Source organism: Bacillus cereus group sp. MYBK245-2, from assembly GCF_051916145.1.
In the GTDB taxonomy this organism is placed as follows: domain Bacteria; phylum Bacillota; class Bacilli; order Bacillales; family Bacillaceae_G; genus Bacillus_A; species Bacillus_A pacificus.
Genome location: NZ_JBQAGB010000003.1, coordinates 17,076 through 41,435 on the forward strand (window position 1 = coordinate 17,076; position 24,360 = coordinate 41,435).

Consider the following 24,360-nt stretch of genomic DNA (forward strand, 5'->3'; position numbering starts at 1 on the left):
TTTATACGGATAGGGGTGTTTAACCTTTGGAGAATTATTATGAATTGCTGCAGGTCGATCCAAATATTGGAGCAAGCGAGCTGAAAGAGAAGTTAATTGAGGCGCAGCGAAAATGGTTAGGGAGAACGAATGCACCTGATTTAAAGCGTAGACAGGAAGCAGAACGAAAAGTTGAGATTCTTGCTGAGGCTGAGGTAATCCTTTTGGATGAAGCGAAGAGAAGCGAGTATAATCGTATGTTAGAAGGTTCTAAATCCGAAGTGAATACGAATCAACAAGAACAGTTTGATAATCCAACAGAAACTACTGCACAAGAATTAATAGATCTTGCATGGAGTCTATTAGAAGAAGGAAGAGTTGCAGATGCGATTGTTGTAGGGAAAAAAGTCACTGAAGATTATGGAGCTAACGCACACGGATGGGCGATATTAGCGAGAGCACATTATATGTGGAATGAGTTTGATGATGCGATTTATGAGTATAGAAAAGCGATGGATATCGAAACGAATAACGATGTATTCTATTATGATTTATCTGATGTTTATTTGGATCATCCGAAATTAAGCTTCGAAGAGCGATTAGATCACGCTGAAAGATTAACTCAACAAGCATTAAGTATTAACCCGAATGAGCGAGCATATCGTTTCAGAATGGCAGTTATCGCAAGACATAGAGATAATTATGATCAAGCGATTGACATTTTATATCAACTAATTGAAACATATGGGAAAGACCCAAGTCTAGGCAATGAATTAGCTTATAATTACTACTATAAGTGTTTATCAATGCTATACCCTCAAGAGAGTAATGGTGAGACTTATTATAGCTATATTTCTCAAGAGAGCGCTGAACAAGGACTAATCTTATTAAGAGAAGCTAAGATTTATGCGACAGATAGAGAGTTACTTGGATACATTCAAACATTTATTGATTTAGGTGAAAAAGCATTACAAACAAAGTTCCTTGTAGGACGTTTTGTTGGTTTAGGATTCATTCCAGCAATATGGTTCTTAAATGCACTATTTTCTTTCTCATTTATTAGTTTATTAATTAGTGGAGCTTTGCTTTATTTTGTTTGGAAAATTAGTAGAATTCCAGTTTGGCTTGATAATAAAGAAGTTCATACAGGTCAAAGAGAGAAGCGAAATCGAAGTATTTTAACCGCCATAGCGGTTGTATTTGGTAGAAGATGATGAACACTTTGAAAACTCCTATATAGGAGTTTTCTTTATTCATAAATCTTTAATTGCTTTATAGGAGGGATACAATGTCAACGGTAAATTTGTATAACAAAGAAGAGTTTTTGGCCTTTAAATCATTATTTGAAGCAAATGTCCATTCAGGAGAGTTGTCAAAAGCATTGACTCAAATTGAAGGATTACTTACTCAATATTCTGATCATCCGGGGCTATTTTATTTAGCTGGGTTGTTATTTTTACATAATCAAAACTACGATAAGGCAAAAATGTATTTTGAGCAAGCGCTATCATTAGATGAGAGTAATAGCGAATATATGGTGTATTTAGGGATAACATATGTAGAACTAAATCAGCTTAATCAAGCAGAGACATTGCTTCTAAGTGCATATAATTTAGGTGAAGCAGATATTACTACGTTAATGGGGTTAGGGAAATTATATTTAAAACAAGAAAATTATGAGAAAGCTAGATTTTATTTCAATAAAGTTTTAAGCCAAGATTCATTGCACCATGAAGCGAATGTTAGAATGGGACAAGCCTATCTGTTTGAAAAAAAACATGTGCAACAAGCGATTACATATTTTGAACAAGCGTTGAAAAACGGAAAGAGTGACGAATTAGAGTATTATTATGCGAAAGCTCTTTTACAATCAGAAATGGAAGCGCAATGCATAAAGTGTTGTAAGAAGTTTTTAATGAGAAATCCGAATTCCTCGTGGGCTGATCGATTCCGTGAGTTAATGTTAAATGCTCAAAGAGTAAATGTGAAGCAACCCCCTAAAGAAGAATATAAGCAACAAAGAAGAAGAGACCCAAATTACGATTCAAATACGGGGGAGCAAAATCGTAATAACGAAATCGATAAGTATAAAAGAGTGTTTGAAGATGGGAAAAAACGTTTAAATAGCTATATACTCGGTCAGGAAGAGTTTATCGATCAGTTATGTATGGGCTATATGAGAAGCTTTATTTACGAACGTCCAGATGCGAACTTAAAAAATGTTATTTTTGTCTCTGGTCGAAAAGGTACAGGTATATATAAATCCGTAAAATATTTAACGGCGATTATGAATGAGTATGATTTATATGAAAAACCAGATTTACACTATATCGATATTAGCAGTTCGCTTGGAGCATCAGATATTGAAAGTACTTTTTTATCAGATGTGTATAGAGGAATCAAGTCTGAATCAGATGTACTGTACTTTGATAATGTCGATAAATGTCCACCTGATTTAATTTCTAAGTTATCAGAATTAATTATGGATGGAAAAATTAAGTTGAAGGATCGCTATGTTTATAATGCGAATTGGCAATCGCTCCAAAAAACATATAGTAGCTTAGCGGAGAAAAGCATTGATTCGATTCAAATAGAAAATAAGTTAATTATTTTATCTACCGAAAAAGATTTGAAAGATATTCGTACAATGTTTCCAGCCACAGTATTAGAGAAAATAATGGATTATCCACAAACGTCTGTATTACCGCCCCGTACTTTAACAAAAATATCAGATCGCTATTTGAAAAAATATCAAAAACGTATTCATACGAAATTACAAGTAAATATGAACTACACACATGGTGTATCTGACTTTATTGTTGAGAAAGCTAATTTAACGATGGGGGTACATGGGATTAAGAGTTATATAGAAGACGATATTTATCAATCCATTACAAATTTACGCATATCAGGAAAAATAGAGCCTGGCATCATTTATCAGCTTACAGCATCAGATGAATTATATTTAGATGATGGTGTGGAGAAAATACAAGTTACTCGTAAAAAAGCAGGGGCAGAGAATTTAGAAAATATTAAAAAAGAATTTGAAAAAGTCATTGGTTTAAATGCAGTGAAAGAAAGAGTTTTTCAGCTGGAAGAGTTCTTGGCACTACAAAAGATTAGACAATCTCGCGGGGCGAAACAAACACGTTTAACGATGAATTTTATCTTTACAGGAAACCCAGGTACCGGTAAGACTACTATCGCAAGGTTAGTAGCGAAATACTTAAAGGCATTAGGTTATTTATCAAGTGGTCATTTAGTGGAAGTGGACCGAGCACGTTTAGTTGCACAATATGTAGGGCAGACAGGGCCAAAAACACAAGCTGTGATTGATTCTGCAAAAGGCGGGGTTTTATTTATCGATGAAGCATACTCCTTAGCTAGAGGTGGAGAAAATGATTTTGGAAAAGAATCCATTGATACTTTAGTTAAAGGAATGGAAGACCTTAGAGAAGATTTAGTTGTCATTCTTGCTGGATATAAGGATGAAATGGACGATTTTTTAAAGACAAATCCAGGTCTGCAATCTAGATTTAATAATCATATAGATTTTCCAGATTATACATCTGAAGAACTCTTCATGATTTCTGAAAAAATTGTAGAAAGTGAAGGGTTTACGATTGCAGATGATTTAAAAGATGATTTGATTGAAGAATTTACGAGAAAACAAATACCAGGAAAAAATGATTCTGGAAATGGACGATTGGCAAGAAATATTGTTGAGAAAGCTATAGCAGAGCAATCAGGTCGACTCAAAAATTCTGGTGAATCTTTAAAATTTTTAAGTGATGAAGAATTAAATATGTTAACGAAAGAAGATTTTGGATTAGGTGCCGAAAATACATTTGACTTAAATGCTGAATTAGATAAAATCATCGGTCTCGATCAAGTGAAAGAGTTTATGAGGGAGATGGAACTTCAGCTTGTAGCGCAAAAGAAAAGGAAGACAGCTGGATTACACTCTACGATGAATCAAAGCTTGAATATGATCTTTACTGGTAACCCTGGAACTGGTAAAACAACTGTCGCTAGATTATTAGGGACAATGATGAAAGAGATGGGGATTTTAAAATCAGGACACTTTGTTGAAGTAGATCGAGGTGGGCTTGTTGGACGGTATGTAGGAGAAACAGCACCGAAAACAACTGACAAATTTATGTCAGCTTTAGGTGGGATTTTATTTATAGATGAAGCGTATGCGTTAGCTACGGATAGTTTTGGGAAAGAAGCGATCGATACGATTGTAAAACTTATGGAAGATCATCGAGAGAATATAATCGTTATACTAGCTGGGTATGAGAAGGAAATGAAAGAATTCCTAAAAACAAATGCCGGCCTAAAATCTCGATTCCCTTTAAATGTTGACTTCAAAGATTACTCATTACATGAGCTTGTTGCGATTGGAGAAAGCATGATTAAAGGTAGAGGATTCCATTTATCAGAAGAGGCAAGAGAAGCTTTAGTGGAAAGAGTAGAATCTGAAATGCAGCTATCTTCCGCAGAATCAGGAAACGGAAGAATGATTAGAAATATTGTGGAAGAAGGGGAGCGTAGACAGTCGGCACGAATTAGTGAAGATGGATACGAATACACGGATTCAACAGAACTTATTACTTTTAAAGCATCAGATTTTCTCGTAGATACAAGAGATAAAGATTTTGATTTAGAAAAAGAACTAGAAACAATTGTTGGATTAACGGACATAAAAGATTTCGTCCGTTCATTAGAAAAGCAACTAATTGCCCAGCAACTTCGCCAAAGTGTTGGGATTAGGCAGAAGTCTTCTCAAAATTTAAATATGATTTTCACTGGTAATCCGGGGACAGGAAAAACGACGGTAGCACGTGTAGTTGGTGATTTACTAAAGAGAATGGGTGTTTTAAAAAGCGGTAAATTGGTTGAGGTGGATAAGAGTAATCTTATTTCTCCTTACGCTGGTCAAACGCCTGAGAAGGTAAGAGAAGTATTTATGTCTGCGCTTGGTGGAATACTGTTTATAGATGAAGCATATGCGTTGAGTACTGATAATGTTGGTAGAGAAGCGATTGATACATTAGTGAAACTAGTGGAAGATCATCGAGATAGCGTTATCGTTATACTAGCTGGATACGAGAAAGAAATGAGGGACTTTTTACAAGCTAACTCAGGTTTGAAATCTCGATTCCCGAATGATGTATATTTCCCAGACTATTCGGTTGCTGAATTAGTAGAGATTGCAAAGGTAACGACAGAAAGGGAAGGACTTGTATTAGCAGAGGAGTCAATTGCGCCGTTGTCGAAAGTGCTTGCAAGAGAAGTGAAACGCTTGAAAGCCGATGCAGGAAATGGAAGATTGGTACGAAATGTGATTGAGAAAGCTAAGAGAGAGTTAGATAATCGGATTGTAAATGAAGGAATTCTAGATGGAAATGAAATGGTTACCTTGCTTCCTGAAGATTTTGAGAAGGAACAAAATAATGCAACTGCAGAATTCCAATTAGAAGAACATTTACAGAAAATTATTGGATTGAATGAAGTGAAAGACTTTATGAGAAGTTTACAAGATCAAATTCGAATTACACAAACAAGGAAAAACTTAGGTTTGCCAGTAGATGAAGGCTCCGCATTACACATGATCTTCACTGGTAATCCAGGAACAGGAAAAACGACTGTAGCAAGAGTTGTGGCAGAGTTACTTTATCATCTAGGAATTCTCTCTTCTAATAAGGTAATTGAAGTAGATCGTTCTGGTCTTGTTGCTGGATATGTAGGTCAAACGGCTATAAAAACAAAAGAAGTGATTCAATCGGCTCTTGGTGGAGTGTTATTTATTGATGAGGCCTACGCCTTAGCTAAAGATGTAAATACTAGCTATGGTTTTGGGAAGGAAGCGATTGATACGTTATTAAAAGCGATGGAAGACTATCGTGAAGATTTAATTGTAATTCTTGCTGGTTATACGGATGAAATGGAAGGATTTTTAAATACAAATCCAGGACTGCGATCACGTATTCCAAATAAAATTGAATTTAAAGATTATAGTGTTGATGAGCTACTGCAAATGGGAGAGAAAATGTTTAAAGAGAACGGATATGAGCTAACAGAGGCTGCTTATGAGAAACTTCGAGAGAAAACCGAAATAGCTCGAACAGCAGAACAGTTTGGTAACGGAAGGTACGTACGTAATGTATATGAGGAAACAAAACGAAATCAAGCAGTACGTTTACGAGGGGTAAATTTAACTCTTGATAATTTAATGAAAATCGAAGAAACTGATATTAAGTAAAAAGCTCGGGCCTAAGCCCGAGCTTTTTATTTCATTATTTCTTTTCGTCTTTCTTAGCGTCAGCTTTTTGCTCTTTGAAAAGATCTTTCAAATCTTTATCGTCAACTTTTACGTCAGCTTTTTTGATTTCTTTCATCATAAGGTCGTTCATGAATTCGCCATCTTGTGCTTTCTTTTGAACGATTTCTTTTTTGATGTCAGCTTTAGATTGTTCGAATGATTTTTCTGGCTCTTTAATGTCTGTTACTTTAATGATGTGGTAACCGAATTGTGATTTCACAGGTTCGCTTACTTCATCTTTTTTCAGTTTATAAGCAGCCTCTTCGAATTCTTTAACCATTTTGCCAGGTCCGAAGAATCCTAAGTCTCCACCTTTTTCTTTTGAACCAGTATCTTCAGAGTATTGTTTTGCTAACTCTTCGAAAGATTTACCTTGTCCAAGTTCTTCTTTTACCTTTTTCGCAGTTGCTTCATCTTTTACAAGAATGTGGCTTGCTTTAATTTCAGGCTTGTAGTTATCTTTCAATTCTTTATCAGTGATTGTTTTCTCAATAGCTTTTTCTTGCGCTAATTGAGCACGTACACCAGTTTTTAACGTTTCTTCTTTAATACCTTGTTGTTTTAATAGTGTATCGAATTGATCACCGTATTGTTTTTTCATTTCATCGAACTTTTTGTCTACTTCTTTGTCTTCAACTTTGTAGTTTTTAATAAGTACTTTTTCCATAACCATGTTATTTAGTACTTGTTTACCAGCTTGTGTTTTCATTTGCTCGTAGAATTCTTCTTTTGTAATGTCACCAGCTTTAGATGTAACGATTTTGTCTGATGATGATGTTCCACATGCTGATAATGCGATTACACTTGTTGCGGCTAAGGCAAGCATAGCTTTCTTCATTCGATAAACACTCCTACTATTATGTATTTTTAATTTATCCTATACCAATGAATTTTAGTTCATCAGAGCCCGATTAAGTCTCACTGATACTTTTGCTTTTTTTGTTGGTAAAGCGCGCTTAACAGGGCTTACCGAGGCTTTAGGATAAAGTTAAGATGCGTGTCATTTATTTCATAGTATAAGCAATATGTACAAAATTTAATATATCATATTTCGACGTGTTTTCATATTGATAAAGAAAAATTAACCAGTACGTGTCAGATTTTGAAGGTGTACCATATTGGGCGTATGCCGCATATACAGAATAGAGGAGGGGATGTGGATGAATTCTCAACTTATTTTATTACTTGTACTGTTTATTTTATTGGTTATAGTAGGTATAATTTGCTTATAGAGGAAAAAAGTGAGGAAGGGGCTTTCCTTCCTCACTTTCCATGAAATATAATTTCTATATAACTAGAAATTAATAAAATTGTTATACATACATTAATAACCCGAAAGACACCGGGTTGGCGGCTCGCAGATATTTGTTTTCGTTCACACAGTGTATGTGTCATGAAATTCGTGTAAAATATAACAAGAAGTGCGAATGCGACAAAAACAACTGTTATAAGTGTCATGAGGCGAGACCTCCTTTTGGCTAAAATACATATACTTTATATATTGTATCATACGATATTTTGTTCGTGTTATAAAATTCAGAAATAGAAGACTTTGTGTTAGAAAGTGAGGGAGAAAATGGACGTTGTTAGAAGATTAGAACAAGCTGAATACTACGTAGACCTACTATTTAAAATGATTGATGAAGAAAAGTGTCCATTTTATTCTTTGATCATAAAGAAAAAAGCTCGTAAAAAAGATGTTGAACGTATACTACATCTTTGTGAAAAGCTGAACGAACAATATGTAGCGGAGAAAGCAGAAGGACTTCTTTTGTTTGATGCGCTATTAGATCAATTTGAAAAAGCGCTTCCACATCAGCTCGAAGTACACGAAACTGCGGAAGCGCTAGCAAAACAAGGTTTATTCAAACCGCTTATGAATGAATTCTTAAGCATGATTGCAAAAAATAAATAGATTATTTCTTAACTAACTTTTGATCGCATTCTGTAAAGTTCTCTTCAATATCTTCTAATGATTTCTCAAAAATATCGATGAAGTCTTGTCCGTAAATGTTACGCAAGATAGCAATCAGTTCGATATTTTCTGGGAACTTCCCATAAAAATTACGAAGTGCAAGAGCCCCATTAAACACTGAATTATTTTCAGGGTCATACTCCTCCATTAAGCGAAGTAGTAATTCTTCCCCTTTGTCTGTAATTTCGATGTACGTATTTCGTTTATCATCTTCTTTTTTCGAGAATACAAGATAGCCGCGTTCTTCCAACTTTTTCGAGAAGTTAAACGCCGTTGATACGTGCATAACTCCAAACTTAGCAATCTCAGAAATAGAAGCCCCTTTTAAATGATAAGCGATTGTTAAAATATGATGCTCATTAATGTTTAAATCATAAGGTTTAATCCACATTTGCCAATCTTTCTCTACACATTTCCATAACGCTTTCGATAATTGAGCAATGCGTTGGCTGAAAATCATCGCTTCTTTTACCGAGTAATCTTTTTCTCCACTTTTCATATACTCACCCACTTTAACATTCTTTTTCATTACTATCTATTATGCCAGTAAAATAAAAATTAATAAAGTCTTTTTGTGAGAATTGTGAAAATTTTTTAAAAAAATGACATTCTATACAAATCATGCATAACTATGGAAGCGGTTTATAAGTCATGAATACATGTGTTGTCCATACATGTTAAGTGATAACATATATTGTAAATGCATAAAAACACGGCATATCTATGTGATATGCCGTGTTAAGGTCAATTTATATAAAAAATATTTGTTATATGCAAAAAACTAAGCAGGAATTTGTTTACGCTTTTTCCGGAACAGCTTCTTGTAGTTTCTCAATTGATTTTTGAATGTCCAAAATCTCTTGCTCAATATGTCGTTTGTTTTGAGAAATATCTTGCTTCCAGTTAGAAAGTGTATCGTGCATGTCGTCTTTTAATTCTTGGAACACTTCTTTACCTTCTGAAGCAGTTTCAACGATTTGACGTTTTAATAATTTTGTATCAGCTGTAATATCAGCTAAAGTCTTTTTAATATCATTTCCTTTTTCTTTTAACTTACCGCGCATGTCTTTGCCAGAAGAAGGAGTTGAGAAAAGAACAGCTAGTCCAGCAACTGCTCCGCCGCAAATGACACCTGTAATAAAGGATTTAGCTTTTGACATAAAAGGAGACCTCCTTATTTTTTGTTTGTATTCATGATGTGAAAAAATATGCATATCTTTAAGACAAGGGAAAAGCGTATAGTCCCTGGCATCTTGAGTGAAGAAACAAGCCGTGCCATATTTAATCACTTTAGGAAAGTGGCTTGTTATGTATGACTACTTATTATAGTGTCACTATTTCACGCTATTTGCAATTGTACTTGCGATGTTTTGTAAATTTTCCATAGTGTATTCATTCTGATGTGATTTCCAAACAGCACCGAAACCATCGTTTTCACCGTAGCGTGGAATTAAATGAAGGTGGAAGTGGAACACAGTTTGTCCAGCTTTTTCACCGTTGTTGTTAAGTAGGTTAAAGCCAACTGGATTAAACTCTGCTTTAATCGCATTTGCGATTTTCGGAACGACAGAAAAAATGTGTGATGCGATTTCTGGCGTTAACGCAAAAATGTCTTGTTTGTGAACTTTTGGAATAACAAGAGTATGTCCTTTTGTTACTTGACTAATATCTAAAAATGCAAGCACATGTTCATCTTCGTATACTTTTGAGCAAGGGATTTGCCCGTCAATAATTTTACAAAAAATACAATTGTCCGCTGTATGATTCATTGATCTCATCCTTTCAAATATCCTTAGCCGTATTTTACCATAATTACATAAGAGAACAAACACGAAAAACAGGAAGCTGACTCAGCTTCCTGTTTTCTGAAGAGGGATTGAAAAAGCATTATCGTAATTTACGTTTCGCAGACACCTCATTTATTTAAGAAATGCACGGTAAATCGGCTAAAGTTTCTGCCGTAGACACCCCATTTTCAAGTGAAATGAATTGCAATCTTTTATAAAATGAAATTGTTTATTTTTTAAAACAGTATATGCTCTTTCAGAGACACCCCGTTTCGAAAATGAAACAAATGATCTGGTTATGTGTAAATTTCTTTGTCCAACATGGACACCCCATTTCATGATGACTTCACTATGTTGTTGTACTCATCAATAGGTGGTCGCTTTTTCAATGTGTTCCTTCTTCAATAATTATGATGTCCGCTTTCGTAATAATATATGCGAACAAATTTAAATTTTTTTTGAACGCATCGATACTATGTAGTACAGCGTAATTTTTGGTAAGATAAATATAGAACGAATATAAATGAAGAAAGTGGTGTCGTATGAGCGAGTTATTGCGTGTAGAAAATGTTACAGGAGGATATACGAAACGACCTGTATTAAAAGATGTTTCGTTCTCTGTGAATAAAGGCGAACTTGTCGGCTTAATCGGTTTAAATGGAGCGGGTAAAAGTACGACGATTAAACATATTATCGGTTTAATGGAACCGAAAAAAGGAACTGTCACAATTAATGGGAAAACAATTCGTGATGATATGACAGCGTACCGTTCTAGTTTTTCGTTCATCCCAGAAACACCAGTATTATATGATGAGCTAACGCTAGAAGAACATTTGAAGTTAACAGCGATGGCGTACGGTGTAGATGAAAAACAATATGAAGAACGTGTAGGACAATTATTACAAGAATTTCGTATGAAAAATCGTTTGAAATGGTTTCCGTCTCATTTCTCAAAAGGGATGAAACAAAAAGTAATGATTATGAGTGCATTTTTAGTGGAGCCATCTCTTTATATTGTGGACGAACCGTTCGTTGGGCTTGATCCGTTAGCGATTCAATCACTCCTTCAAATGATGGATCAAATGAAAAAGAGCGGTGCGGGTATTTTAATGAGTACACATATTTTAGCGACAGCAGAGCGTTATTGTGATTCATTCATTATTCTGCATCAAGGCGAAGTAAGAGCGAAGGGAACGTTATCTGAGCTGCAATCACAGTTTCATATGCCAGGTGCAACGTTAGATGATATTTATATTGCATTAACGAAGGAAGAAGATTATGAATAGCATAGCGTTATGGAAAGAACGATTTCGTCACTTTCTACAAGAAGTTCGTACATATAGTAAATACGTATTTAATGATCATTTAAAATTTATTTTCGTATTCATCATCGGCGCAGGAGCGTATTATTACCAGCAATGGTTACAAACGTTAACACCTTCGTTTCCGACTGCGCTCGTTATGGCAGTGTTACTTGGACTCGTATTAACGGCCGGATCTATTCAAACGTTATTAAAAGAAGCGGATCTCGTTTACTTACTGCCAGTTGAACAAAAATTAAAACCATATTTTACAAAGGCGTTTCTTTTTACGTTTATGATTCAGTTGTACATAATCGCAATTGTAGCGGCAGCGCTTGCCCCGTTATACTTCCAGCAAATGAAGCAAACAGGAGCGACTTACATATGGATTGTAATCGCATTTGTCATTGTAAAAGTGTGGAATTTATTTGTAGCGTGGGAAAAATCATTTTTAACAGACCAAAATATACAAAGAGCCGATTGGTTCATTCGATTTATTTTAAACGCCTTATTTGTGTATTTCCTTGTAGAACGTACTTCCGTTATCTTTATTGCCGGAATCGTCCTTCTCATGGTGTTATACCTTGCAATTATGTATCAAATGGTGAAGGGAAAACCACTAAACTGGGAGTATTTAATTTCTGAAGAAGGTAAGAAGATGATGTTGTTGTACCGCATCGCGAATATGTTCGTTGATGTACCAGCATTAAAAGAGAGAGTAGCACGTAGAAAATGGCTTGATTTTAGTCTTTCAATAATCGGCGAAAAGCGTACATATTTATACTTATATACGAGAACTTTCTTAAGATCTGGTAACTATTTCGGCTTATATGTACGCCTGCTCGTTCTTGGCGGAGTTATTCTTTACTTCATTCCGTTTTTATATGGACGATTTATCGTAAGCCTTATCTTCCTATACTTAATCGGTTATCAGCTATTAACTTTATGGAAACATCACCGCATGAAAATTTGGCTTGATTTGTACCCAGTAGGCGGAGAAGAGAAGAAGAAAGATTTCCTTACTTTATTAAATGCGATCCTTATTACAGGTAGTATTATCTTTACAATCATATTTGTACTTGCGACGAAAGATTTCATGATGACGGGAATTTTATTAGTCGTAAGCATAGTATTTAGTATCGGCTTCGTTTATCAATACGGGGCAAAACGTATTGAGCGTTTAAATTGAAGGGAATGAACCTATGATTACATATGAAGAAAAGGTTATAAAAGAACTGGAGCAGTGGAAAGCTACATTCATGAAAGATTCTTCTATGATGACACGGTTCTCAAAGAAAGTGCAGACGAAAGTACAACAGCTTATTCCGGCGAAAGTACAAAAAGTATTAACAGAAACGATTCGGATGATGGTACAAACGATTAGCGCCGGATCAAACTTTATAAAGCCGAAATTAAAAGAGACGAACTGGTCATTGCAAAGACGAGACGACGAAGTACGTAAAAAAATGGATGAGTACAAAAAAATAGCAGCGGCAGAAGGAGCAGGGACGGGAGCAGGCGGTATTCTCCTTGGCCTTGCTGACTTTCCGCTTCTACTCGGTATTAAAATTAAATTTTTATTCGATGCAGCAACATTGTACGGATTTGATACGAGCGACAAAGAAGAGCGCCTTTTTATCCTTCACGTTTTCCAGCTTGCCTTTTCAAGTGACGACCACCGAAAAGAAATATGGAAAGCAATCGAAACGTGGGATACAGAAGAAGAAAATCATATGGACTGGGAAAAGTTCCAAACAGAGTACCGAGACTATATCGATTTAGCAAAAATGCTTCAGCTCGTACCAATAATCGGTGCCCCGGTCGGCGCATATGCGAACTATCAATTATTGCAAAGACTTGGAGAAGTAACGATGAATTGTTATCGTATGCGATTATTGAATAAGGATTAAAAGGAAGGCGTCCTACATGTGTAATGTAGGGCGCCTTTTCTTAGAAGCTAAGTCCGATATAGCTAACTCCAACTATAATCAATACGATAAAAAGTACAATGATGAATGAAAATCCGTTCTTACCAGCTTGTCCAGCTTCACCGCCGCCAGTGCCACCACTACCGCCTTTACCACCAAGTCCCATATGATATCCTCCTTATTGTTATATGTTGCTTTTACTTTATAAATTTCTACATTTTCCAATAAATACCTTCTGAAGCGCTAACTAACTTGAAAATCATTTTGTTTCATTTTATAATTTACTTACCGACCGGTAAGTAAAAACAAGTGAGGTACAGTATGACAAAGAATTTACAAACATCGCAAAACATTGTAGAGGCGTCATTTAAACTCATGGCAGAGCACGGCATTGAGAAGATGAGTCTTTCCATGATTGCGAAAGAGGTAGGTATTTCAAAACCGGCTATTTATTATCATTTCTCTTCTAAAGAAGCGTTAGTTGATTTTTTATTTGAAGAAATTTTTTCTGGTTATCATTTCGTGAGTTATTTTGATAAAGAGCAATATACGAAAGAAAATTTTGCAGAAAAGTTAATCACAGATGGTTTACATATGCTCTCTGAGTATGAAGGACAAGAAGGAATACTGCGCGTTATAAATGAATTTATCGTAACTGCGGCGCGAAATGAAAAGTATCAGAAACGCTTATTTGAAATACAAGAAGAGTTTTTAAATGGTTTCCACGAATTATTGAAGAAAGGCGCAGGACTGGGCGTTGTGTCACAAGATGCAATGGAAGAAAACGCTCATACGCTAGCACTTGTAATTGATAATATGAGCAACTACATGCTCATGGGATTCCAGTTAAAGTATAAAGAAATTTGGATTCGGAATGTGAAAAACGTCATGAAGGAGGAGTAAAGATGAAAATGCAAAAAAACTGGTGGCTCGGTTTTCTTGGGTTTATTGGGGTGTATAAAATTCCAGGCATGATAGAAGCTTTTCAAGCGGATGGAAATTGGATGAAGTTAATCGGTTTCATTTGGCTACTTTGGTTCGGATATTTTATTCCTGAGAAGAAAGAAGATTAAATTTCAATTTTCTGTAAGGTTACGTAAAATATAGATTGAGACTATTCATATATTAGATTACTAGATTTGGAGTGGTTACATGGAGCCATTGAAAAATGAAATTCACCCTGACATGGTCAAGGTGTGGAAAGTTCGGGCTGTAATAGAAGAAGGGATCGGTATTCTTGTCATTTTAGCTTACCTTTTCCTCATGATAAAGTTTGATTGGTGGGCGTGGATTTTGTACGTGTTAATCGGGTTAACAGTTGCGTTAGCACCATTGGAGTACTTCGTATTCCCAAAACTACGTCAGCGTTATTACAGCTACCAACTAAATGAAGAAGAACTTGAAATTCAGCACGGCCTTTTCGTCGTAAAGCGCGTCTTAGTACCGATGATTTGTGTACAGCACGTTACGATTGAACAAGGGCCGATTATGAGAAAATATGGCTTAGCAGAATTGCACATTTCAACAGCAGCAACTTCTCACAGCATCCCAGGCTTAACGATGTATGAAGCAGAAATGTTGAAAACGAAAATTGCAGAATTAGCGAAAGTGAGTGATGAGGATGTATAAGAGGCAGCATCCAATCACGATGTTATTAGAATTAAAAATAACAGACTTTATCCCACTCATTATTTTCATGTTTAGCTTAAACGGAAAATTTCCGTTTTGGTATTTAATTCCCGCTGCATTCGGTTTACTCACCGTTTTTTCAGCGTTTGAAAAATGGTATTACACAACGTATTGGGTTGAAAATAACGTATTACATGTGAAACAAGGTCTCTTTGTGAAGAAAGAGAGCTACTTAAATAAAGAACGTGTGCAAACGATTAATACAAGTTCTAACGTGATATATCAAATGCTTGGCTTAAAGAAAATTCAAATCGAAACAGCTGGCGGAGGCGATGATGCAGAAGTAAGCTTAGCTGGAATTAAGGAAGATGAGGCGAAGGAGCTTATTTCCTTACTCAATGAGCCAACTCCAGAAGTGAAAGCAGAAGAAACGGTAGACGAAGCAATAGAAAATACAGTAGAAAAAGAAATCATTACAGAAGAAAAACAAACGACAGAATATAAATTGACTTGGAAGGAAATTTTATTAGCCTCTGTGACATCGGGTCAGTTTGGGCTATTATTCTCGTTAATCTTTTTCGTGTATCACCAAGTAGATGAGTATATTCCGAAATGGATAGAGAATAGCGTAAAGTCGTATGTAATGAAACATGACATATATGGCTGGATTTTCATGGTAGCTATTTTGCTTGTCCTTTCGTGGATTATATCTACAATCGGGTATGCGCTAAAACATGGGGATTTCACAGTAAATCGAAAAAATGACGAAGTCCGCATTTCACAAGGATTACTTGAGAAAAAAGAACTCGTCCTAAAGTTACATCGTATTCAAGGGATTACGATAAAAGAAGGCATTTTCCGTCAAATGTTCGGCTATTGTGCTGTGCAAGTAGAAGTCATTCAAAGTGAGGGGAAAGAGGAGAAAGTTACACTCCATCCAATCATTCGAAAAGATCGAGTACAACAGTTACTCGCGCATTTACAACTACCATACAAACTGAATACAAATATTATTTCATTACCAAAAGCAGCATTACGCCGCTATCTCATTGATAGCTTCATCTTCTTCGCAATGCTAGCTATCCCGCTTATTGGAATAAGTATATACTTTGAAAAGCACTTCATTATGTGGGCACTCATTCCGCTCGCGATTCTCATCTTTACACTTGGATACGCAACATTTAAAACAAATGGTTACAGTGTAAATGGAGAGCAAATTACGCTTGTATATCGTAGCGTCGGAAAATATACCGGACTTGTCAGAAGAAGACACGTCCAATCAATGGAGAAGACACAATCCTATTTCCAGCGCCGCGCGGATTTATGTACGTATAAGTTTTCCAGTGCATCATCAAGTTATAAATTAGAGCATACGAGAGTAGAGGATGCGGAGAGAATGCAGGATTGGTATAAGGAGAGAATAAGTGAAAATTAAATGGAATGGCTCGTCTTTTGCGGAAGGCGGGCTGTTTTTTATGTGAAAATAATGAATAATGTATTTTGACGATATAGCTGATTCCTTTTATGGAGTTATTAAAAAACAGTATAGTTTCTAGGGAGCTAACATAGGATTTGAATTGATTTAAAGATGATGGAACAAAATAAAGTGAAACTTTAATCAGTTTGGGTTTTCTTCATCCCCACTGATTATTAGTTGAACTAATCGGACTTTAATGGGCAGTTGATCCCCACTTAAATTCTTTGCTCTCGCTGAATTTTGAGATGGTGGTCTTACTGCCCATTAAAGTGGGATAAAACGAATTGAGCAAAAAAACTTGCAAAACTAAAAGGGGAGTTGTATATTAATTGACATATCAAATATTGATATGTCAATTAATGTTTTAATAAGTAAGAAGGAGGAATTTTTGAAAACGTGTTATTCAGACGATGTCGGATTTTTATATAAGCTATAAGATTAAAGCGAAGATAGAGGGGGCACAATACTGTGGAAATAATCGCAGCTATTTTAGTCGGGATCGTAGCATTAGAACATTTATTTATCATGATCCTCGAAATGTTTTTTATGAATTCAAAAGTGGCAAAACGTGCTTTTAAATTACCTGAGCATTTAGAAGGAGATCGAAACGTAGCCATTATGTTTGCAAACCAAGGTTTATATAATGGATTTTTAGCCGTTGGTCTCATTTGGGGACTTATACTTGGTTTCAATTCAATTGGTTATATGGTTCAATTATTTTTTGTAATGTGTGTGGTAGTAGCAGCTCTGTTCGGCGGTTTCACATCTAATAAATCAATTATTGTGAAACAAGGGCTTCCAGCTATATTAGCGTTGATTGCCCTTTTAATTGTGATATAGAACTAAAGCGTTTGTATAAAAGAACTCATTTTTGAAAAATACGTTATTCTTTCTTCCTATAGGCTCATAGGAAAGAATAGCGTATTTTTTCTTTTTAAGGGGGGATATCCTTCAATTTAATCAAAAATGTAAATTCTTTTTTTAGCGTGATTGTTATGAAAATACGTATTACATTAAGGCTTGGAACCTGATTAACGCTTTAAAATATAGAAAGGGGGAAATAATGTAAAAAACTATTGTATATTTAAAAACACTGTGTTACATTTGTGTTACAAGTCGATTACAAACTGTAACATATATTGCATTTTGTTTTCTTTTGTTTTTTTATTGCGTTACAAAACGGAGTGCGTATCGAATCACCAGAAGATATATAAAGTTTAAAAAATAAAAATAATTTTTCTGTGTGTATAAGAGCGTGTGTAGTAAAGAACCTGATGAGAGCTTTACGCACATTATTAAAATTCCTTTCTGTCTTAAAAGAAGAAAACCAACTATTTAGGAGTTTTAACTAATGATAGTAAATGAAATGTACTTCCTTTCCCACACACAATGTAGTACATATTTACTTTCAGTCTAATTACTACGCAGGCTTTTATACATATGACGTTATTGTTTTAGGAATACATAGGGGGAGAAACAATGAGGAAGTTATTAACGGTAATTGGAATTACATGTTTAATGTTAGCAGGATGCAGTAATGGAGATTTTGAAAAAGAAATGGATGCAGGAAAGACTGCGTTAACGAATAAAGAATATAAAAATGCCTTATCATCATTTGAACGAGCGCTGGATGAGAAAAAAGACGATTCAGATGCAATAGTGCTTGTAGAACAAACGAAAATCATGATAGAAGCGGTGAAATTAAAAGAAGAGACAAAGATAGAAGAATCCATTCAATTATTTGAAAAAGTAGAGAACACGAAGAATGGAAATAATGCGCTTATAAAGCAGGCAAAGGAAGAACGAACAGCATTACTAGCCATTTTAGAACAAAAAAAGAAGTATAGCGAGCAACTGGTGAAAAGCGAAGAGTTAATAAATAAGAAAAATTACGCAGAAGCGAAAGATATATTAAATAAGCTAGTTTCAGAAACAAAAGATAACAAAAATCTTGAAGAATATAATAAAAAGGCTTCAGGATTAATTACTAAAATTGGTGAAGCAGAAAAGAATGCAACAGTAGCGAAGGCAGAAAAAACGAATGTAGCAACGAATCAAAAGGTAACAACAGAGAAGTCTCAAAAAGTAGAGACAGAAAAGAACCAGGAGGTAACGACAGAGAAGAACCAAAAGGTAGAGACAGGAAAGACTCAAGATGCATTTACTTTTGAGAAAGCGAAAGAATATATTAAAAATGAATATAAAGAAGACTATGATTATACGCTAGAAAATACGCAAGTAGAGAATGGAAAGAAATATTATCAAATTAGAGTGCGTACGACATATAAAATAGAAGGCGCAGCTGGATCAGGATTTACTGGCGTATTTAAAGTATTTGAAGATGGTACAATTGTTGAAGTGCACTAAATTAATGGAAAGGTATCCTCAAAGTGTTTGAGGATACCTTTTTAGCATAAAAAAAAGCATCTAGCAAAAGTACTAGATGCAAATAAAAACACAAGGGAAGACAAAATTCTTCCCGTTTCCCGTATGTAATTATATCAAAAAATTTATAAAAAACTAGCTTTATTTTTAATATAATTGATGTGTGAAGCTATGAAAGTATAAGATTACACTATTTTTGTAGTGTTTTGTTGAAAAAGGAGCCACGTATATGATTAATTTTAAACCAGAAAATTTGAACCAACTATTAAAAGTGATGTTAATTAGTGCTAATAAGTCTTATGATGCGATTAAAGAGTATGAATGTACGGGAGAAGCAGTCATATTCTGTGTAGACTTCGAGTATATTGACGTTTCTCTTATGATTGTAGATATGCTAGGAAGATCGGCTTCTAGATTTAACATTTTGCCATTTGCTAAGCCAGATACGAATGAGATAGATTACATTCAGTTTCAAGTGTATTCCATTAATGAAGGGAATTTTAAAGAAGTTCTCGATACGATGTAAAAAACTATAATTTTACAAAAATGTATATACCAACTAATATATAAGTAATAAATTCATATAATTGGAGTGATGAGATGCAGCCGTTAGAAAGGGAGATTCATTCTAATATGCTGAAAGTGTGGCGAATTCATGCTTTAATTGGGGCGGCAGTTATACTAGCAGTCGTAATTGCGTATTTCTTTTTTATGATCAATTTTAATTGGTGGGGTTGGTTGTTTGGCTTGTTAGTCACAGGAGCTATTCTATTTATTCCGCTCGATTATTTTGTATTTCCAAATTTACGTCAGCGCTATTATAGTTATAGATTAAATGAAGAAGAGATTGAGATTCAAAAGGGAATGTTCGTTGTAAAACGTGTGCTTATTCCGATGATTCGTGTGCAGCACGTAACGATTGAACAGGGCCCGATTATGAGAAAGTACAATTTAGCAGAATTACATATTTCAACAGCAGCAACTTCTCATAGTATTCCAGGTTTAACGAAAGAAGAAGCAGAGCAGCTGAAAAGACAAATTGGAGAACTTGCGAAAGTGAGTGATGAGGATGTATAAGAGGCAACATCCGATCACGATTTTATTAGGTATTCGAATTGCGGGTTTATTGCCTTTTATTTTCCTTGTTTTATTTAAATCAGATGGTCAAGTAAAACCTTGGTATTTCTTTCATCTCGTTCTTTTAGCCATATTATTCATTATGGCAATTTTCTCAGCGATAAAATGGTATTTCAAAGTGTACTGGGTCGAAAGTAATATTTTACATATAAAGCACGGTGTGTTCGTTAAGAAAGAAAGTTATTTAAATAAAGAACGTGTGCAAAATATTAGTACGTCTTCTAACATCATTTATCAAGTGCTCGGACTGACGAAATTAAATATTGAAGTGGCAGGCGGCGGTACTGAGCCAGAAGTGATGTTGGCGGGTATTAGAGAAGCAGAAGCGAAGGAACTCATTGCTTTATTACATAAAGAAAGAAGTGTTGTGAGTGAAGAAGGGCCTGCGGAAGAAGGAAGTAAGACGGTATATCAGTTAACAACGAAAGAGATTTTAGCAGCATCTATTACATCTGGTAGATTCGGATTAGTGTTTTCTATGTTAGTCATCCTTTACACAGAGTTTAATCAATTTCTACCAGAATGGCTTATCAATAAAGTAGAAGCGTATGTGATGGATAACGGTGTATATGAATTAATCGTTATGGCGGCGATTTTAATGGCAGTTTCGTGGGTCATTTCAACAGCAGGTTATGCATTAAAATATGCGAACTTTAAAATTGAGCGAAACGGAAATGAAGTTCGCATCGTGCAAGGTTTATTTGATAAGAAAGAGTTTGTTTTAAAATTACACCGTATTCAAGCGATTACGGTGAAAGAAGGCATTCTCCGCCAGCCTTTCGGATATTGCTCTGTCGAAGTAGAAGTCATTCAAAGTATAGAAGCGGCAGGAAATGAAGTGATGTTACATCCTTTTATGAAGAAAAAAGATGTGCAGCAGTTACTCGCATATTTACAGTTGCCGTATGAAATGGAAGCGGAAATCGTTCATTTACCAAAAGCAGCATTACGTCGTTACGTCATCATGGGCTGGATTACAAGTGCCGTACTCGCTGTGCCAATCATAGGTGCGAGTATATATTTTAAACAAAATATCGCGTTATTCACTCTCATACCACTATGTATTATATTTACGTTACTTGCATACGCGCGGTATACAAGTAGTGGTTATATGATACGAGACAATCAGTTAGTCATGGTGTACCGAGGACTCGCGAAATATACAGGAATCATGCGAAGAAGGCATGTTCAAGCAGTCGGATACAGTCAATCGTATTTTCAAAAGAAAGACGAGCTATGTACAGCTGTCGTATCGGTAGCGGGGCACGCTTACAAAGTGAAACATATGCAAAAAGAAGACGCGCTTTGTATATATAATTGGTATAAAGAAAAAGGAAACACTGGCGTGTAACGGTGTTTCCTTTTTTATGTCGTCATTTGTCGATAAGTCGATATATTCGGAAAATCGCCGATATATTTCAAGTTGCGCCGATATATTCGGAAAATCGCTGATATATTTCAAGTTGCGCCGATATATTCGGAAAATCGCCGATATAATTTCACATACCGTGGCCTTCGAACTCCAAAACCCTAAACTAACACATCAAAAGTAGTCACGAAAGATGGACGAGAGAAAATACTCTTTTGCTGTTCTGCATGTGGATGCGCCGGAGCTTGTCCTTCTGCTTGGGCAGGACGTTTTTTATGAGCGTTTTCGAATGAACGTGATTCTGTCCAGTCTTTAAAGTTTTGCTCTGTTTCCCACATCGTTAAGATGACATATGTATCGTTACTTAATGGGCGTAGAACGCGGATCGCTTGGAATCCTGGTTCGTTTTCAATAAGGCCTGCGCGGTTTTTGAAACGGTTTTCAAATACAGGGCGGCCTTCGTCTGTGACAGAAATATTATTACAAACGATATAGCCAGGTTGACCTTTAAATTCTCCAACAGCGTCTAGTACGTCATACTTAAGAGATCCTTCTACAGATTCTTCTGTATTTTCTTTATAAAACATATTTTTTTCATCATTTTTTGCAGTGAAATGTGCTTGTTCTAGAGGTGTTTCGTATGAAATAATAGCCTTCATTTTAATGCCCCCTTATTTATTTGTTTCTATTATATCAACTCTCTTAAAAAACTTCGAAGATTATATACATAAAGATACCTCTTTTTCAAATAATAAATGTACCATCATTTGGAAAGAAGGCCGATGTATGAAGAAAGTAAAGTGGACTTTATTAGGTGGGTTAGCAACGCTACTATTAGCGATTGTCCTTTATAAACTAATTGTGTTAGCTGGTGGCTATATGATGGATGAAAAGCAGCTCGTTTTCCACTCTTCATCACGTATCGTTGACCAGAAAGGGAAAGAAATTACGAAATTATACGTAGAAAATAGAGACTTGGTGCCAATCGAGCAAATTCCGAAATATGTGCAGCAGGCGTTCGTTGCGGTGGAAGATTCTCGTTTTTATGAGCATCAAGGAATCGATTATCCGTCTATATTCCGCGCTCTGTATAAAGACACGTTAGCTGGAGAGAAGGTCGAAGGCGGTAGTACGATTACGCAGCAACTTGCTAAAAACGTCTTTTTAACTCGTGAAAAAACATTTACGCGTAAGTTGAAGGAAGTCGCAATTTCCCTTCAATTAGAGCAAAAATATACGAAGCAACAAATTCTTGAAATGTATATGAATCATATTTATTTTGGCCATGGAGCTTACGGTATTCAAGCTGCAGCAAAGTTATATTTTAATAAAAATGTAGAAGATTTAACAGTAGAAGAAGGGGCAATGCTTGCAGGTCTTCCGAAGTCACCAAACGGATATTCACCTTATTTTTCTCCAGAGAAGAGTAAAGAGCGCCGTGATCTCGTATTGTCACTTATGCATAAACAAGGCTATTTGACTGCCGAAGAAAGCGTACGTTATCAAGGGAAGACAATTGCTCTATATAAAAACTTAGATGAAAATGAACTCGCATATATGCCGTATATTGATATGGTCATAGATGAAGCAGCACGTTTATACGGATTGTCTCATCAAGAAGTACTTCGCGGAGGATATACGTTTGTTGTACCGATGGATGAAAAGATTCAAAAGGTAGCATATAACCAGTTTCAAGATGTAAGGAATTTCCCTGGGAAAGAAGAGGGGGCGCAAGGTGCTTTTTTATTAATGGATAATCGTACGGGGGGTATTAAAGCTGCAATTGGCGGAAGAAAGTACGTTCCGAGAGGGTTCAATCGTATTTTTGCAAAAAGACAGCCCGGTTCTGTGCTAAAACCACTTATCGTTTATGCGCCAGCACTCGAAACGAAAAAGTATAATCCGTATTCTTTATTAAAGAATGAAAGACATTCTTTTGAAGGGTATGAACCTCGAAATTATAATCATGAGTATTCAAAAGAAATGACGATGTACGATGCGATTTTAGAGTCAGCAAATGTACCGGCAGTTTCTTTATTAAATGAGTTAGGGGTAGAAGAAGGAAAGCAATATTTAGAGAAAGGAAATGTACATATTGCTGATGCTGGTTTAAGTACAGCGCTTGGCGGATTAAAAAACGGGGTTTCACCATTTGATCTTGTGAAAATGTACCGTGCGTTTTTAGCAAATGGTGATATTATTGAGCCGCACGTGATTGATAAAGTGTTAAATAGACACGGCGCAGTCATTGGGGAATCGCCAAAAGTAGAAACGAAAATTTTCTCGAAACAAACGGCTTGGTATATGACGAAAATGCTTGAAGGAGTTGTAAAGGAAGGGACAGCGAAAGCCGGTGTGTATAATGGGGCGTTAGCTGGGAAAACAGGTACAACTTCCTTACCAAATGACGATAATGGAGCGAGAGATATGTGGTTCGTTGGCTATACGCCAAATTTAGTAGGCGCTGTTTGGATTGGCTATGACCGCATAGATAAAGAGCATCAGTTGCAAGGAGAAAGTGCGTCAGCAACGAAATTGTTTAAGAAAATTTTAACGAAAGCAAATGTAGAACAGAAAGAGCAATTTAGGAAGCCAGAAGGTGTGGAAACAATCGGTGCTCCGATTCGTCTACGCAAGATTGAAGATGTGAAAATGAAATTAGCATTTAGTCCTTTCGGTTTATTTAAAGCGAAATTAAGCTGGACACCACTTCCAGATGAAAGAATTATGTACCGTATTTATAGAGTGGAAAACGGAATTCATACGCATGTAGGTACTGTAAACGGTGCCGGGGAATATGAGGAAAAGTTCGTTAACATCTTTTCAAAACCGAGTTTTTACGTTGTGCCATATAACACACAAACGAAACGCGAAGGAGAAAAGTCAAAAGTAGCTAAACCATAGTTTTTCTCTGTGTTATAATAAGAATGTTGTGAAAATGGTAAGCGTTTTTAAGAATGTTTGTGTCAATTTAATGAACAACGTACATAATATTATGCATTTTGTTTTTACAAGCTGTATAGTAAAAAAAGATAAATATCGAACGTATTCGAAGCATTGTGGTA

At 35.6% G+C, this 24,360-nt stretch carries 23 protein-coding genes; 16 read left to right on the plus strand and 7 right to left on the minus strand.

Going from position 1 to position 24,360, the window contains the following annotated elements; all coding sequences use genetic code 11:
• The first annotated feature begins 26 nt into the window (after positions 1-26).
• Positions 27-1,193 (plus strand): tetratricopeptide repeat protein, encoded by a 1,167-nt coding sequence (locus tag ACTFRN_RS07190; RefSeq protein WP_074567817.1) that lies wholly within the window; start codon positions 27-29, stop codon positions 1,191-1,193.
• Between the two features lie 74 nt (positions 1,194-1,267).
• A complete protein-coding gene (locus ACTFRN_RS07195; RefSeq protein WP_074567816.1) occupies positions 1,268-6,247 on the plus strand; it encodes an AAA family ATPase in 4,980 nt (1,659 codons plus the stop codon).
• A 34-nt stretch (positions 6,248-6,281) separates the two neighbouring features.
• Here ACTFRN_RS07195 and prsA read toward each other — a convergent pair whose 3' ends face one another.
• Positions 6,282-7,145 (minus strand): peptidylprolyl isomerase PrsA, encoded by an 864-nt coding sequence (gene prsA, locus ACTFRN_RS07200; RefSeq protein WP_000710071.1) that lies wholly within the window; start codon positions 7,143-7,145, stop codon positions 6,282-6,284.
• A 425-nt stretch (positions 7,146-7,570) separates the two neighbouring features.
• Positions 7,571-7,765, minus strand: coding sequence for a hypothetical protein (locus ACTFRN_RS07205; protein ID WP_000172692.1), 195 nt, complete (start codon positions 7,763-7,765; stop codon positions 7,571-7,573).
• A 118-nt stretch (positions 7,766-7,883) separates the two neighbouring features.
• Here ACTFRN_RS07205 and ACTFRN_RS07210 point away from each other — a divergent pair, with 118 nt between their 5' ends.
• Positions 7,884-8,222: a DUF1878 family protein gene (locus tag ACTFRN_RS07210; RefSeq protein WP_000383661.1), complete on the plus strand. Its 339-nt coding sequence runs from the start codon at positions 7,884-7,886 to the stop codon at positions 8,220-8,222.
• Position 8,223: 1 nt separating this feature from the next.
• Here ACTFRN_RS07210 and ACTFRN_RS07215 read toward each other — a convergent pair whose 3' ends face one another.
• From ACTFRN_RS07215 to ACTFRN_RS07225, 3 genes are all read right to left on the minus strand, one after another.
• On the minus strand, positions 8,224-8,781 hold the full coding sequence (locus tag ACTFRN_RS07215; RefSeq protein ID WP_074567815.1) for an HTH-type transcriptional regulator Hpr: 558 nt from the start codon (positions 8,779-8,781) through the stop codon (positions 8,224-8,226).
• A 298-nt stretch (positions 8,782-9,079) separates the two neighbouring features.
• Positions 9,080-9,442 (minus strand): YtxH domain-containing protein, encoded by a 363-nt coding sequence (locus tag ACTFRN_RS07220; protein ID WP_000030301.1) that lies wholly within the window; start codon positions 9,440-9,442, stop codon positions 9,080-9,082.
• Between the two features lie 174 nt (positions 9,443-9,616).
• On the minus strand, positions 9,617-10,051 hold the full coding sequence (locus ACTFRN_RS07225; protein WP_001016840.1) for an HIT family protein: 435 nt from the start codon (positions 10,049-10,051) through the stop codon (positions 9,617-9,619).
• 560 nt (positions 10,052-10,611) lie between these two features.
• Here ACTFRN_RS07225 and ecsA point away from each other — a divergent pair.
• From ecsA to ecsC, 3 genes are read left to right on the plus strand one after another with little or no spacing between them, the layout of a single operon-like run.
• Entirely contained in the window at positions 10,612-11,355 is a 744-nt protein-coding gene (gene ecsA / locus ACTFRN_RS07230; RefSeq protein ID WP_001292602.1) for an ABC transporter ATP-binding protein EcsA, read from the plus strand.
• Positions 11,348-12,559, plus strand: a complete 1,212-nt coding sequence (gene ecsB, locus ACTFRN_RS07235; protein WP_074567814.1) for an ABC transporter permease EcsB — start codon at positions 11,348-11,350, stop codon at positions 12,557-12,559. The genes ecsA and ecsB overlap by 8 nt, the downstream gene beginning before the upstream one ends.
• Before the next feature lie 13 nt (positions 12,560-12,572).
• Positions 12,573-13,280, plus strand: coding sequence for an ecs operon protein EcsC (ecsC, locus tag ACTFRN_RS07240; protein WP_000634125.1), 708 nt, complete (start codon positions 12,573-12,575; stop codon positions 13,278-13,280).
• Positions 13,281-13,320: 40 nt separating this feature from the next.
• Here the strand turns inward: ecsC and ACTFRN_RS07245 are convergent, their stop codons facing one another.
• Positions 13,321-13,464: a YjcZ family sporulation protein gene (locus ACTFRN_RS07245; protein ID WP_000522750.1), complete on the minus strand. Its 144-nt coding sequence runs from the start codon at positions 13,462-13,464 to the stop codon at positions 13,321-13,323.
• A gap of 155 nt (positions 13,465-13,619) precedes the next feature.
• On the opposite strand from ACTFRN_RS07245, the gene ACTFRN_RS07250 reads away from it, so the two are divergent.
• From ACTFRN_RS07250 to ACTFRN_RS07290, 9 genes are all read left to right on the plus strand, one after another.
• Entirely contained in the window at positions 13,620-14,201 is a 582-nt protein-coding gene (locus tag ACTFRN_RS07250; protein ID WP_000164855.1) for a TetR/AcrR family transcriptional regulator, read from the plus strand.
• A 2-nt stretch (positions 14,202-14,203) separates the two neighbouring features.
• Entirely contained in the window at positions 14,204-14,371 is a 168-nt protein-coding gene (locus ACTFRN_RS07255; protein WP_000783813.1) for a hypothetical protein, read from the plus strand.
• A 79-nt stretch (positions 14,372-14,450) separates the two neighbouring features.
• Positions 14,451-14,927, plus strand: a complete 477-nt coding sequence (locus ACTFRN_RS07260) for a PH domain-containing protein (protein ID WP_074567813.1) — start codon at positions 14,451-14,453, stop codon at positions 14,925-14,927.
• Positions 14,920-16,362 (plus strand): PH domain-containing protein, encoded by a 1,443-nt coding sequence (locus tag ACTFRN_RS07265; protein ID WP_074567812.1) that lies wholly within the window; start codon positions 14,920-14,922, stop codon positions 16,360-16,362. The genes ACTFRN_RS07260 and ACTFRN_RS07265 overlap by 8 nt, the downstream gene beginning before the upstream one ends.
• A 510-nt stretch (positions 16,363-16,872) precedes the next feature.
• Positions 16,873-17,244 (plus strand): DUF1304 domain-containing protein, encoded by a 372-nt coding sequence (locus ACTFRN_RS07270; RefSeq protein ID WP_000402488.1) that lies wholly within the window; start codon positions 16,873-16,875, stop codon positions 17,242-17,244.
• A 639-nt stretch (positions 17,245-17,883) separates the two neighbouring features.
• The gene (locus ACTFRN_RS07275; RefSeq protein ID WP_049111522.1) at positions 17,884-18,771 is read left to right on the plus strand and encodes a hypothetical protein; all 888 of its coding nucleotides are present in this window, start codon (positions 17,884-17,886) and stop codon (positions 18,769-18,771) included.
• Positions 18,772-19,018: 247 nt separating this feature from the next.
• Complete coding sequence (locus ACTFRN_RS07280; protein ID WP_049111520.1) at positions 19,019-19,315, plus strand: hypothetical protein; 297 nt, start codon at positions 19,019-19,021, stop codon at positions 19,313-19,315.
• Positions 19,316-19,389: 74 nt separating this feature from the next.
• Positions 19,390-19,866, plus strand: a complete 477-nt coding sequence (locus ACTFRN_RS07285) for a PH domain-containing protein (protein ID WP_001182705.1) — start codon at positions 19,390-19,392, stop codon at positions 19,864-19,866.
• Positions 19,859-21,277 carry a PH domain-containing protein gene (locus ACTFRN_RS07290; protein ID WP_000278102.1) on the plus strand — a complete coding sequence of 473 codons (1,419 nt, stop codon included), beginning with the start codon at positions 19,859-19,861 and terminating at the stop codon, positions 21,275-21,277. Before ACTFRN_RS07285 ends, ACTFRN_RS07290 begins: the two co-directional genes overlap by 8 nt.
• Positions 21,278-21,456: 179 nt before the next feature.
• Here ACTFRN_RS07290 and hmoB read toward each other — a convergent pair whose 3' ends face one another.
• Positions 21,457-21,954 carry a heme-degrading monooxygenase HmoB gene (hmoB, locus tag ACTFRN_RS07295; protein WP_000644055.1) on the minus strand — a complete coding sequence of 166 codons (498 nt, stop codon included), beginning with the start codon at positions 21,952-21,954 and terminating at the stop codon, positions 21,457-21,459.
• Between the two features lie 127 nt (positions 21,955-22,081).
• Here hmoB and ACTFRN_RS07300 point away from each other — a divergent pair, with 127 nt between their 5' ends.
• Entirely contained in the window at positions 22,082-24,199 is a 2,118-nt protein-coding gene (locus ACTFRN_RS07300) for a transglycosylase domain-containing protein (protein WP_074567810.1), read from the plus strand.
• The last annotated feature ends 161 nt before the right edge of the window (positions 24,200-24,360 follow it).

What these genes read in the sequence shown, in the direction of transcription:
- ecsC (WP_000634125.1), top strand. Translation starts at nt 12,573, where the DNA reads ATGATTACATATGAAGAAAAGGTTATAAAAGAACTGGAGCAGTGGAAA.
- ACTFRN_RS07260 (WP_074567813.1), top strand. Translation starts at nt 14,451, where the DNA reads ATGGAGCCATTGAAAAATGAAATTCACCCTGACATGGTCAAGGTGTGG.
- ACTFRN_RS07300 (WP_074567810.1), top strand. Translation starts at nt 22,082, where the DNA reads ATGAAGAAAGTAAAGTGGACTTTATTAGGTGGGTTAGCAACGCTACTA.
- ACTFRN_RS07265 (WP_074567812.1), top strand. Translation starts at nt 14,920, where the DNA reads ATGTATAAGAGGCAGCATCCAATCACGATGTTATTAGAATTAAAAATA.
- ACTFRN_RS07285 (WP_001182705.1), top strand. Translation starts at nt 19,390, where the DNA reads ATGCAGCCGTTAGAAAGGGAGATTCATTCTAATATGCTGAAAGTGTGG.
- ACTFRN_RS07225 (WP_001016840.1), bottom strand. Translation starts at nt 10,051, where the DNA reads ATGAATCATACAGCGGACAATTGTATTTTTTGTAAAATTATTGACGGG.
- ACTFRN_RS07195 (WP_074567816.1), top strand. Translation starts at nt 1,268, where the DNA reads ATGTCAACGGTAAATTTGTATAACAAAGAAGAGTTTTTGGCCTTTAAA.
- ACTFRN_RS07275 (WP_049111522.1), top strand. Translation starts at nt 17,884, where the DNA reads ATGAGGAAGTTATTAACGGTAATTGGAATTACATGTTTAATGTTAGCA.
- prsA (WP_000710071.1), bottom strand. Translation starts at nt 7,145, where the DNA reads ATGAAGAAAGCTATGCTTGCCTTAGCCGCAACAAGTGTAATCGCATTA.
- hmoB (WP_000644055.1), bottom strand. Translation starts at nt 21,954, where the DNA reads ATGAAGGCTATTATTTCATACGAAACACCTCTAGAACAAGCACATTTC.
- ACTFRN_RS07250 (WP_000164855.1), top strand. Translation starts at nt 13,620, where the DNA reads ATGACAAAGAATTTACAAACATCGCAAAACATTGTAGAGGCGTCATTT.
- ecsB (WP_074567814.1), top strand. Translation starts at nt 11,348, where the DNA reads ATGAATAGCATAGCGTTATGGAAAGAACGATTTCGTCACTTTCTACAA.
- ecsA (WP_001292602.1), top strand. Translation starts at nt 10,612, where the DNA reads ATGAGCGAGTTATTGCGTGTAGAAAATGTTACAGGAGGATATACGAAA.
- ACTFRN_RS07205 (WP_000172692.1), bottom strand. Translation starts at nt 7,765, where the DNA reads ATGACACTTATAACAGTTGTTTTTGTCGCATTCGCACTTCTTGTTATA.
- ACTFRN_RS07245 (WP_000522750.1), bottom strand. Translation starts at nt 13,464, where the DNA reads ATGGGACTTGGTGGTAAAGGCGGTAGTGGTGGCACTGGCGGCGGTGAA.
- ACTFRN_RS07290 (WP_000278102.1), top strand. Translation starts at nt 19,859, where the DNA reads ATGTATAAGAGGCAACATCCGATCACGATTTTATTAGGTATTCGAATT.
- ACTFRN_RS07280 (WP_049111520.1), top strand. Translation starts at nt 19,019, where the DNA reads ATGATTAATTTTAAACCAGAAAATTTGAACCAACTATTAAAAGTGATG.
- ACTFRN_RS07255 (WP_000783813.1), top strand. Translation starts at nt 14,204, where the DNA reads ATGAAAATGCAAAAAAACTGGTGGCTCGGTTTTCTTGGGTTTATTGGG.
- ACTFRN_RS07215 (WP_074567815.1), bottom strand. Translation starts at nt 8,781, where the DNA reads ATGAAAAGTGGAGAAAAAGATTACTCGGTAAAAGAAGCGATGATTTTC.
- ACTFRN_RS07210 (WP_000383661.1), top strand. Translation starts at nt 7,884, where the DNA reads ATGGACGTTGTTAGAAGATTAGAACAAGCTGAATACTACGTAGACCTA.
- ACTFRN_RS07220 (WP_000030301.1), bottom strand. Translation starts at nt 9,442, where the DNA reads ATGTCAAAAGCTAAATCCTTTATTACAGGTGTCATTTGCGGCGGAGCA.